Annotated in this window: 11 protein-coding genes; 8 read left to right on the forward strand and 3 right to left on the reverse strand. The window is 41.0% G+C overall.

Annotated elements, in window-relative coordinates:
* From mreB to AC1DSB_RS07385, 5 genes are all read left to right on the forward strand, one after another.
* A partial coding sequence (gene mreB, locus AC1DSB_RS07365) for a rod shape-determining protein MreB (RefSeq protein WP_477586286.1) occupies nucleotides 1-689 on the forward strand: 689 nt, incomplete at its 5' end.
* A gap of 53 nt (nucleotides 690-742) precedes the next feature.
* On the forward strand, nucleotides 743-1042 hold the full coding sequence (locus tag AC1DSB_RS07370) for a DNA-directed RNA polymerase subunit beta (RefSeq protein WP_477530882.1): 300 nt from the start codon (nucleotides 743-745) through the stop codon (nucleotides 1040-1042).
* A 224-nt stretch (nucleotides 1043-1266) separates the two neighbouring features.
* The gene (fabZ, locus tag AC1DSB_RS07375) at nucleotides 1267-1710 is read left to right on the forward strand and encodes a 3-hydroxyacyl-ACP dehydratase FabZ (protein ID WP_016428242.1); all 444 of its coding nucleotides are present in this window, start codon (nucleotides 1267-1269) and stop codon (nucleotides 1708-1710) included.
* A 95-nt stretch (nucleotides 1711-1805) separates the two neighbouring features.
* Nucleotides 1806-2192, forward strand: a complete 387-nt coding sequence (locus AC1DSB_RS07380) for a hypothetical protein (protein WP_477530883.1) — start codon at nucleotides 1806-1808, stop codon at nucleotides 2190-2192.
* An 85-nt stretch (nucleotides 2193-2277) separates the two neighbouring features.
* Nucleotides 2278-2619 (forward strand): hypothetical protein, encoded by a 342-nt coding sequence (locus tag AC1DSB_RS07385; RefSeq protein WP_477530884.1) that lies wholly within the window; start codon nucleotides 2278-2280, stop codon nucleotides 2617-2619.
* Nucleotides 2620-2739: 120 nt separating this feature from the next.
* Here AC1DSB_RS07385 and AC1DSB_RS07390 read toward each other — a convergent pair whose 3' ends face one another.
* Nucleotides 2740-3177: a YwpF family protein gene (locus tag AC1DSB_RS07390; protein WP_477530885.1), complete on the reverse strand. Its 438-nt coding sequence runs from the start codon at nucleotides 3175-3177 to the stop codon at nucleotides 2740-2742.
* 264 nt (nucleotides 3178-3441) lie between these two features.
* Here AC1DSB_RS07390 and AC1DSB_RS07395 point away from each other — a divergent pair, with 264 nt between their 5' ends.
* Nucleotides 3442-3861, forward strand: coding sequence for a single-stranded DNA-binding protein (locus AC1DSB_RS07395; RefSeq protein ID WP_477530886.1), 420 nt, complete (start codon nucleotides 3442-3444; stop codon nucleotides 3859-3861).
* 77 nt (nucleotides 3862-3938) lie between these two features.
* On the forward strand, nucleotides 3939-4082 hold the full coding sequence (locus AC1DSB_RS07400; RefSeq protein WP_016428237.1) for a hypothetical protein: 144 nt from the start codon (nucleotides 3939-3941) through the stop codon (nucleotides 4080-4082).
* Between the two features lie 333 nt (nucleotides 4083-4415).
* On the opposite strand, the gene AC1DSB_RS07405 is transcribed toward AC1DSB_RS07400, so the two are convergent.
* A complete protein-coding gene (locus AC1DSB_RS07405) occupies nucleotides 4416-7148 on the reverse strand; it encodes a DEAD/DEAH box helicase (protein WP_477530887.1) in 2733 nt (910 codons plus the stop codon).
* On the reverse strand, nucleotides 7145-8695 hold the full coding sequence (locus AC1DSB_RS07410) for an SWIM zinc finger family protein (RefSeq protein ID WP_477530888.1): 1551 nt from the start codon (nucleotides 8693-8695) through the stop codon (nucleotides 7145-7147). Before AC1DSB_RS07410 ends, AC1DSB_RS07405 begins: the two co-directional genes overlap by 4 nt.
* A 791-nt stretch (nucleotides 8696-9486) precedes the next feature.
* On the opposite strand from AC1DSB_RS07410, the gene AC1DSB_RS07415 reads away from it, so the two are divergent.
* Nucleotides 9487-9921: a hypothetical protein gene (locus tag AC1DSB_RS07415; protein WP_016428233.1), complete on the forward strand. Its 435-nt coding sequence runs from the start codon at nucleotides 9487-9489 to the stop codon at nucleotides 9919-9921.
* Nucleotides 9922-11064 lie beyond the last annotated feature (1143 nt).

The raw sequence follows: 11064 nt of genomic DNA on the forward strand, positions 1-11064 counted from the left end.
CAACGAATATCACAAGTGTGGAACAAAAAGCGATTCGTGAAGCGGCGGAGAAATCTGGCGGCAAAAAAGTTTTCCTCGAAGAAGAACCAAAAGTGGCTGCGATTGGAGCGGGCATGGATATTTTCCAGCCAAGCGGAAATATGGTCGTTGATATTGGTGGGGGAACAACTGATATCGCTGTCCTTTCGATGGGCGACATTGTAACGTCCGAATCGATTAAAGTAGCCGGCGATGTGTTTGATAATGATATTTTACAGTACATAAAACGCGAATATAAGTTATTGATTGGCGAACGTACGTCTGAAGATATTAAAATAAGAATCGGCACGGTATTCGCTGGTGGACGCAAAGAAGAAATGGAAATCCGCGGCCGAGATATGGTTACTGGCTTGCCACGAACTATTCTAATCACTTCTGAAGAAATCGAAAAATGTTTGCGAGAATCCATTGCCATGATCGTGCAGGCTTCGAAAAATGTTCTGGAAAAGACACCTCCAGAATTATCTGCAGATATTATCGACCGTGGCGTGATTTTAACAGGTGGCGGCGCACTGATGCACGGCATTGATTTCTTGCTTGCACAGGAATTGAAAGTACCGGTTTTAATAGCCGAAAACCCAATGGACTGTGTAGCCATCGGTACAGGTATTTTGCTTAATAATATTGGCAAAGCTTCCACTCGACTGTAGAGATCACCAACAAATATACATGCACAATTGATGGACGATAAGGAGAACGGCGAATGACGAATGAAGTAAAAGACGATCAACTACAGGTAAAAACACAGCCAGTTGCTTCTAACCGAAAACAGCACAAAGCTGAAAAAGCCGAAGCTAAGGGTCAAAAGAAAACTTGGTGGGTTCAAATACGTCTTTTCCCGATTTGGCTTCGTATTATTTTGGTTTTAGCTCTTGTCGTTGCTGCAATTGCAGCAGGATTAGTTATTGGCTATGGTTACATCGGAGATGGTGAACCAAAAGATGCACTTAAGTGGGAAACATGGCAACACATTTTGGACATTTTAAACGGGAAAGTGAAGTAAATCGACTCTTTGCACGTCTTTAGTAAAAATATTGTCTAGCTACAAGCGCCAGCTCGCACCTCCGGTTAGGTCCACAGGATGTGGGTCATGAAGGCGTTCCGACACAATTTCGGGACACTAGCCTTCATATCGAAACAATTCGAAAACAGATTTTCGATTCGTTTCTTCCACCATCGGAGTCGATCTGAAGTGGCGCTTTACGCTTTTCTTATGGAGGTTTTACAGTGACATTATCAGCTCAACAAATTCAAGCAATTTTACCACATCGTTATCCATTTTTATTGGTCGATCGAATTACTGAAATTGAAGACGGCAAACGTGCAGTTGGTTTGAAAAACGTTTCAATCAACGAAGATTTCTTCAATGGGCATTTCCCAGGATATCCTGTAATGCCAGGTGTTTTAATTATCGAAGCATTGGCACAAGTTGGTGGAGTAGCGTTATTGAACAAAGAAGAAAACAAAGGACGTCTTGCATTTTTGACTGGTGTAGATAACTGCCGTTTCAAACGACAAGTCGTGCCTGGCGATCAACTTCGCTTGGAAGTGGAATTCGTAAAACTTCGCGGGGCAATGGGCAAAGGTCATGCCATCGCGACAGTAGACGGCGAAATCGCGTGCGAAACAGATATTTTATTTGCTCTCGGACCAATTGTTGAAAAAGAATAATCACTATTCAACAAGTAAAAGTTGTTTAATGCTAATCGTCTGAGGGAATAATAAAGCAGACGGTGTAGCCTTTCAAGTAGGAGGTTTTCCGCTTCATGTATAAAGAATTACCAACCGGAGTAAAAAGTAGCATTACACGCTCCATCAAAACCGTTTTTGAACATTATATGGCTTCGATTGAATGGTCTGAAAATCGTTTCAGTATGGAAGACTTCATTCAAGCTTGGCGTATATATATAAGTGAAAGTGCTACATGGGCAGACAAGATTTCTGAAGAATGTAAGCAAGATCCAGCATTTCACGAAGAAATTGCCAAAAAAATGAATCAAGCCATTGATAAAATTTTGAATGAGCCACCGTCTGAAGAACAAGTTGCAAAAATTGAAATCATGCAAGAACAACTCAACACTCATTATGATTATGCGTGTAAAGCGGAAGCGGCATACGTCGAATCCATTTTAAAAGAAAAACTAAACGCATAGTCGGATAGTTCCTTCCTTTCCCGGGCAACATACAGTGAATCACATTAATTGTGGTGAACAATTGCCGGAAAGGAGGGAATTTTTTATGTGGAAAAAAGCAACGATGGTCTTTGGTATGAGTGCACTTTTACTTGTCGGATGTAACATGAATAACGACAAAGTACCAGGAAACGAAACCCCAATGGAAAACGATGTAAAGGACAACGTAAATGACGTAAATGACAATGTAAAGGACGACGTAAATGACGTACGTGAAGATACCCAAAATTTAGTGCCTGGTACTGAAGGTAAAAATCATGTGGATCCAACAAACGAAGATCAAAACAAAGATAATGATAAAGACATGATGAAAGACGCGAATACAGATCAAGAAGAAATCCTTGAAGATGACATGGATAGACGTGACGCGGATAACAAAGACGAATAATGCTGTATTGTGAAGAAGCCCGAATGTCTTTCCCGGACGAAATGAATCGAAACTTTGATTGAGTTTTTGAAGCTAAGATGCGAATTGGGCTCGCTTTAAAAAAATACAAAAAAGACTCGGCTAAACTTCAGCCGAGTCTTTTTTTAAATGAGGTCGTTGGCGCATATCGTTTTCAAAGCGAGTAATAAGATTTTCACCTGTTAATCCATCTTGGACGAGTTCTGTCAAAAGTTGCAATGCATACTTACGACGGGTGCGAATTAACATCCCTTTCAACAGTACCGAAACATAATCTCCAATTTCTTTGACAGCATATACTGCAACTTCAAAGCTTGCAGGTTCATTTTCAGGATACGAAATGACAACTTTCACTTCAACCAATTCCCCAGAACCATTGTATTGCTCAAATATCGTACTGTCTTTTTTATCGACATACATTTCTAATATCCATGATCGGTGGCTGTTTTCTTGATTGATGATGATGCCATCTACGAGAGGAATCGAAATGGTTTGGTCCCCTTGAACCAATGTCATAGACAACATTTTAAAGGTTTTCAATAAGCTCACAGCCTTTCCGCAAAGTTTAATTGACTCTATTATATCATAGACTTCAAAAATCTTAGAGAACTAGCCAAAACCGCATTTTAAAGAAATGCTTCACACTTAGAGCCGCATGTTATAAGAAGACCTTTGTTAATATATGGTACTTGCAAAATTAAATTTTTACAGGCTTAAAAGAGGGCAAAATTAATTTTTGGTCCATTGCACACAATTAAATGTGCTTTGTACAATAAATTCAGTAACCTGAAAGGAGGTGAATAAATGAATCAAATCGGGATGATTGGCCGCATGACAAAAGATCCAGTATTCCGGCAATTGTCTGAAGGAAGGGTGCAAGCAAGTTTCGTGTTGGCTGTACAACGTACTTACAAAAGCGCAAAATCGGATGAAGCAGATTTTGTATTATGTACTGTATGGGGGAAACTTGCTGAACACACAGTGAAGTATTGTGGAAAAGGCTCGCTTGTAGGAATCAGTGGACATATCCACTCGAGATCCTACCAAAAAGAAGATGGCAATCGTGTCTTCGTAACCGAAGTCATCGTTGAAGAAGTTCAATTCTTACAAACGAAACCGAAAGCAGGACAATCTTCAGAAATTCCTCATATGAAAAAAGAGTCGCAAGCGAAAGAAGACTTTATATTCTCTGAGGAAGAGCACAAAGAATTACCGGTTGTGTAACTATGTTTTCCACGGTAGACCGCACCGTTGGTTAGTACACAAGATTTCTCAATCCAAGAGAAAGGAATTCACCCAATATGAAAGCTTCATCATCTGATCATCTCATTCGAATGGAACTACATATGGAACAACTAATTCGTATGATTGCGAATTTGAATGAGCGGATTCAAGTGCTCGAACACAAATTAACCGAACCCGCATTACGCGTAGTGGGCAAATAAGATTTTACTAGATTGGCAAGAGAGGAAACCGGCCGCGTGAAGCACGGTCGGTCTTGTACATAGAAAAGCGGAAAGCACCACTCTAGCTCAACACCGGCGCTGGAAGGCACGAAGCGAAAGCCCGCTTTCGCATGTATTTGGGAGGGGAGGCTAAGATCCGGACATCGTGTCCGAACGCCTTCATGACCCACATCCTGTGGGCCCAAGCTTAGGTGTGAGCTGGTGCTTGAAGCTGGTCATAAGAAAAGTGTAGCAGGCCAAGATAGACCGACTCCCTCTAATTTTCATAAAATAAAATGCCTGCCGGAAATCCGACAGGCATCCATATAAACGTTAACCTAATGTAAGAAGTTCTTTTAAATCATCATCCGCTAGTTCAGTAATCCACTGGCTGGATTGGATCAAGTCTTCCGACAAAGCTTGTTTATCAGCTAGCAATTTGTCGATTTTCTCTTCAATCGTACCAATTGTCACGAATTTATGCACATGGACAAAACGCGTTTGACCAATGCGGTAGGCACGGTCAGTTGCTTGATTTTCAACCGCTGGATTCCACCAACGATCGGCATGCAATACATGATTTGCAGCAGTTAAGTTAAGTCCCGTTCCACCAGCTTTCAGTGACAAAAGAAACACAGGGAATTCTTTTTCCTGGAAGGATTCAACCAGACGGTCACGCTGTGCTTTTGGCATGCTGCCAGTTAAGAATGGCGGATCGATGTCGTGCAACTCGCTTAAGCAATGCTGTAGCAGATGACCCATTCCAATGTACTGGGTGAAAATGAGACATTGCTCACCGCGAGCGGCAATTTCTGCTGCTAAAGTGACGATGCGCGCCAGTTTTTCAGAACGCTCCATCATATACTCCGCTTCACCAAACCCCTCCTTCAGATATAGGGCTGGGTGATTACACAATTGCTTCAGCTTGCTCAACATTTTTAAAATAAGTCCTTTTTTCTCAAAGCCGGTCAATGTTTCGAGTTTGAACAGCGTCTCCTGAATCAAGCTTTCATAGAGTGCTGCTTGCTCCGTCGTCAATGGGCAATACTCACGCTGTTCTTGTTTGTCCGGCAGGTTCAACAGCAAGTCTGGATCCTGCTTCGTACGTCTCAACAAGAAAGGACGGATTTTGTTTCGTAGTTTTTGTTTATGATTTTCCGACTCATCGCGTTCAATTGGTGCAATAAAGTTATCCTGGAACTTACGGAAGCTACCTAAATAGCCTTTATAAATGAAATCGAAAATGGCCCATAACTCAGACAAACGATTTTCAACTGGTGTTCCTGTCAATGCCAAATGATGTTCACCGCGTAACTTGCGGATCGCACGACTTTGCTTCGTGTGCATGTTTTTGATGTTCTGAGCTTCATCCAGAGTCACACTGGCCCATTCGATTTCACTTAACGCTTCAGCATCCTGAGAAGCCGTACCAAAAGTCGTCAATACGACATCCGGTTTCATGGAAATGAGTTCAGTAGCCAGAGATTCATCTTTGGAACGTGTTTGCCCGTAATGCACATGGACGTCCAAATCAGGCGCAAATCGTGCCAGCTCTTTTTGCCAGTTTCCTAAAACGGAAGTAGGGCAAATGATAAACGATGGCTTATCCGTTTGATTTGTGCGATGTACATGGAGCAAGTACGCAATCAGCTGTACTGTTTTTCCGAGACCCATATCATCCGCTAAACAGACGCCGAATCCTTGTTCACGCATAAACACAAGCCAGTCAAAGCCCTGTTGCTGATAAGGACGCAGTTCCGTCAACAAATGAGGGGAAACAGTCGTAGTAGGCAGACCTTTCTTATCCTGTAGCTGTTCCAAATACTTTTGAAGGGATTGATTCAGTTCGAACTGGAATAATGGATCGTCCTCTTCTTCCAAATTATCTTCATCAAGTACGAGTGCTTCAGGCAGTTCACGGAACAATAATTCTTTCACGGTCCAGTCTTCAGCTTCCGTTTGTTCCATCAACTGGCGGATTTCATGCATCCAGTGTGAATCGATGCGGAACCATTCGTTACCGGCACGTATGTACTCACGATTTTCTTCAACCATTTGTTTGAATTGATCTTCAGTAATCGCTTGACCATTTAACGAGAAGTGCCAATCAAAAGTTAAAATTTCATTCAGACCGGCTGTTGTTTTAAACGAAGCGGTCTTGGCATTCGACTTGACGCGCAGTTTGGATTCTTTCACCGCTTTTAACCAACCTGGCAAAATCACTTCAAAACCAAGAGCTTGCAGGCGTGCTGCATCGTCACGCAAGAAATGGCGGACGTCCAAATCACTTAACGAACTAGATAAAAACCGATCCGCATCCGATTCCATATTCATTAATTCCAGCATATTGGATTGCGTTTCATACACATAAGGAGCATGAACTTTCCATTTATCAGGTAGCGCATTAGCGATTGAAGAATCTTTCTTCCGAAAAGCGGGAGTCCAGTGCACAGAACTTTTCTTGCCGCGAACCACAGTTTCCAATAGCCATTCATCCGAGAAGGACTCAGGCTCACTAAGCCGCAGTGCCACAATGACATCAGCATGCCCGCTTTGAGCTTGCAGAGGCCAACCGCCTTGTTTGAAAAAGGGAAGTAACGTAGGAATATCCGATAACGTCAACCCTGCGCCATACAGTTTCTGCTGAATGGCAGAAGTAAGCATCACTTTTGCAGTAGGTGGGACTTCTTCAGTTGTCAGTACTAGTGAGCCTTCTTCAAACTCAATATCATTCCAAAGAGTTGGCGCACTCCATATGTTTGCAGTTTGTTGAATGGTTGATATCGTCAACTCGTCTTCCTGTGCATAGCCACTAACGTGCACGTAAGGGTGTTTAACGATGGGTGAAAACAGTTCCACTAATTCAAGTGAAGAAAACCGAGTTTCTTCATCATGATTCAAACCGTAAAAAGAGGGTTCATGTTGGAATGAGATAAAAGATATCCATTGTTCCGTAAATAAACGCATGCCTTCATCATTGTAGGCATGCACGGTTGTAAATCCATCATCCATTTGATCGAATGACAGTATTAAATTTTTCATAAAGGGCGATACACGGGAAGTCATAAAGGCAAGTTTCCTTTCTGTATCTCTTCTTGGAGAGCGCGCAATCGACGATATTTCGCTTGAAGTTCGCTTACGTAGCTGTTCCAATATTCGGTTTTGCCACTTTTCTTTGCAGCCGATTTCATTTTTTTCCAAATGCGAACGGCTTGTTTATAGTTATGGCGATTGCGCTCTCGCACTTCGGTCAGTGCAAGTACATGATAAAGCGGCAACACTGTTTCAGGTGCTTCCTGGAGGACAGTCTTCATACCACATGATTCCGCATAATCGAGTGTTGACCCGAATCGGTGATGCAGAGCCACCCAATCTTTATATCGGTGTTGATCAATCAGGAAATCGGAATAGGCACGGACGCCAAATGAACCAAATTGCCAGAACAGCTGCTCACGTTCAGCATCCGGCATTTCGATGAATTTATACAACGCATATAATTTCGAAACGAACACGGAACGGTTCCATGCAGACAAATGACTGTTCACATAATCAAAAATATGTGGACGCATCGCATGCAATATAATCGTCAGCGACGGCAGATCTTCCTGCTCTTTTGCAAGTTTCGCCAAATGCATCCATTCAGGCATATCACTTGGATGAATACGGTCCGTAATGAGTTTCAATTCATCCGGTATTTTTAGCAATAAGCAAAATAAAGCCCGAAACAGGTCGTTATTTAGACTTTTGTTTTCCTGTAAATAAGCAAACTCTTGTTCACGACGGCCTTTTTCTGTTAACAGTATGACCCAATATGCGTGAAACAAATTAAAACGAAGATCAGCCATCGTTTCCAACTCATAAACGATATGACGAACATGTAGCACAAGTGCATCATAAAAAGGATCAGCTGAGAACAAACGTGGTTTGCTCGAGAGATTCAGCAGCTGATGCTGGATATCTTCAATATCGGTCTGGATGGTAGCGCGGAACATGTTTTCATTCATATCTTCGCTGACATCAAACAACAAACGAAGCAGCATAGTTTTGGTATAGACATCGTAAAGAGGTTGCCATTCACGTTCAAAAGGCATGAACTTCTTCAATTTCTGTTTCATTTGAATAATCGAGTTGTCGATAAAGTATCGCTCTTTCCAAGACCAATCACCAGAAACAGCATTGAACGTCGATTGAACGATTGCGTTCCAGCTTTCCGGTGTACGTTCATTGGCAAGTAACGAAAGTTGCTCCGACTTCTTCAAGCGCCATTCCTGGAGCCACTCGGATAAAGAAAACTTCTGCATATATAAACTGAATAAAACGGCTAAGCAATGACGACATAGACGTTTTTCTGGACAAGAACACGTAACTTGTTCGTCGACTAAATGAAGCGTCACAATGCAAGGACTCACATCTTGCACTTTTGCTTCGAGTAAATGTTCGTACGGGTCATATGAAAGCGCACGTACCGCTCCGTTACGAACGGAAAACGAAGCACGTCGGACAAGCTCCTCATCCTCTTGATGTGAGGGATGCAAATCTTCCGAAATCGTCTCCATCCATTGTTGGATATGGGATTGGTAGCGTACGGCAATATTAAATAAAGAATGGCTCAACAACAACATCTCCAAAAAAAATCTTTCCTTTCATTATACGGCTTTTCTCGGAAAACCGTAAGTGAAAGGAAAGATTTAAGGTTTTAAATGCAGATAGGCTTTCAAAAAATTTCTTTGAACTTCTCTTTTTCAGGAGTTGGTTTCCTATAAAACTCCTGGAATAGCTGAAAAAAAGTAGGATCGGCTTTATATGCAAGGTAGACAGGGTTCAAGGATTTATCACCATAATCGTCCACCGATTTTTTAACAACCCAATTTTTTACGAGAAATTGTGGATGAATGATAGATGAATTTAAGATAAATCAAAGCAGGAAAGGTTGTTAACTCATTTGCCCAACATATGAAATCGTATTACCAAGGTTGCAGAGTACCAAATGTAAACAAAAAGACCAAGAATACATTCTCTACGTTACGCCAAACGGGGAGCGGAAAGCTGCAATTATTGTATCCAATAAAATTGGAAAGGCATTCATTGAACGCCTGACTTTTGATTCATTTGAAATTGAAGATTTGCACATTGATTTTTTGAACAATAAATGCTCATTTACATACAATGAAAACCACCTTGAAACGGAAGTCGTTTCAAACATCCAAAACATACTTCTCGGGTTCTTTATTCAGTATCACAAGCAATCAATCGCTTTTTTCACAAACAGAAAAAGAAGGAATAAAGACGTCGATGCTACCTAATACTGGTAGCATTTTTTTCGGATTTGTCATGCACGAAACATACGGGATTGTGATACACTAGTAGTAATCAGAATATTTTGATAAAAAAGGAGGGGAACACAATGTTACACGTACAACTTATGAAGCCATTTTATTCGAAATTGGAAGGCCAGAAGATGAAACTGGTATTTGCCTATCAATATTTCTCAATTAAAAAAGATGACGAACTATTCCACTTCATTCCAGTGGAAGGAAAAGAAATTATCGTCAATATGAATACGTACCAAGTCGAAAACTTATCCGAAGTCTTCGTCTTTCAAAAAGGCAATCGCTTCATCCGCTTACCACTCTATCAATTGTTGTTAGTGTCTGATATTCATATGCATTTGCAAACCATATTACAACATGGCGAGCCGGAAGACAGAGAACCAGCCAGCGATGTAAAAAAAGAAGCAAACGAATTTATTTCGTTACTCGAGCAAGCAAATCGCAGCCGGATGATTGACTACGCACTTCAAATGCGAGATCAAAGTCTATTTGATCGATTGACACATTAACCGTTGGAGGATAACCATGGAAATCAATAAAAGTTAGAAACACCTGCCTATGAAAAGAGGGAGGTGTTTTTATGTGGTTTTTAAGGGATTCATGTTTACTCCCTTTCGTGTTGATTTCTTCATTCTCATGATATGTTTGTTCCTTCGCGAGTGCACTTTATTCCGTTTGACAACCCGTTTATTCCTCTTCGGCCAAGGTTTATTCCAGTCCACCCAGTATTTCCTACATGAAAAACCCCGAAAACGAAGTGATAGGGGGCAAATTGGTTTGGTTTTTGCTACGCTACTGTTAAAAGGCAAAATTAAAAACCCTTCTCCGAATATGACACGATCGGGGAAGGGTTCTAGTAGTACCTGTACATACATCACGCTCCTAAATTGAAGTCAACATATACAATATTATGACAGATACACTCGAGCCGATGACGCCGAACAATATATCGACAGCAGTTAATTCAAGAATTTTATTAAATTTCACATCTACCACATCCTCTCTACTTTTTTCTCTGCTAATTGATTTAATGGAAGCGGCATGGCGCCTTGCCTGTCCAAACGTATCGCAGGAAATACGATAAAGTTAATATATGTAGAAATTTTCCTTTGATAGGTTATATAAAGTTTAGGTTTTGTTGGAAAAATTTATTCAATTTTGTGTGAATTTCAGTTTTTCATTTTACAAAATTCAATTTTGAGACGCTTTTCGAAGACAAAATTTATTTTTGTAAGGTTAGTAGGTGGGCAAAATTCAAATTTGGGGGCAAAGGTTTCCATCTTGACAATAGCCATTTACACTTAAATGAAGCTATTGAACCTTTTGGGGAAGGGGAGATAGAGGACGAATGATTGTATACATAGCGTTGCGGAAATTTCACCTCATTCCTACGCCGCATGCACTTAAGCTTTCGGGCTGTATAACCAGTCGACCTGTTTAGGCGGGGGCCTAAATCTTTAATCAAACTGACGTTAAAAGTGTGAGCAAATTTGGGTGCTCGCACTTTTAACGTTGCGCAAATATTGTTCGTGGTTTCCTAAAATAACCAAAAATGACAATAATTTGACAAATTCTCCGACAAACTGCACAAACCTATGAATCTCTTTCCAAGCACCCACAACTTTTTCACCAATTTTTCTTTATCTGTACCC

This window comes from Paenisporosarcina sp. P4_E4_2, from assembly GCF_056401595.1.

Excerpts from the sequence above, each read along its gene's own strand:
- AC1DSB_RS07370 (WP_477530882.1), top strand. The coding sequence starts at position 743 with ATGACGAATGAAGTAAAAGACGATCAACTACAGGTAAAAACACAGCCA.
- AC1DSB_RS07380 (WP_477530883.1), top strand. The coding sequence starts at position 1,806 with ATGTATAAAGAATTACCAACCGGAGTAAAAAGTAGCATTACACGCTCC.
- AC1DSB_RS07385 (WP_477530884.1), top strand. The coding sequence starts at position 2,278 with ATGTGGAAAAAAGCAACGATGGTCTTTGGTATGAGTGCACTTTTACTT.
- AC1DSB_RS07395 (WP_477530886.1), top strand. The coding sequence starts at position 3,442 with ATGAATCAAATCGGGATGATTGGCCGCATGACAAAAGATCCAGTATTC.
- AC1DSB_RS07400 (WP_016428237.1), top strand. The coding sequence starts at position 3,939 with ATGAAAGCTTCATCATCTGATCATCTCATTCGAATGGAACTACATATG.
- AC1DSB_RS07405 (WP_477530887.1), bottom strand. The coding sequence starts at position 7,148 with ATGACTTCCCGTGTATCGCCCTTTATGAAAAATTTAATACTGTCATTC.
- AC1DSB_RS07415 (WP_016428233.1), top strand. The coding sequence starts at position 9,487 with ATGTTACACGTACAACTTATGAAGCCATTTTATTCGAAATTGGAAGGC.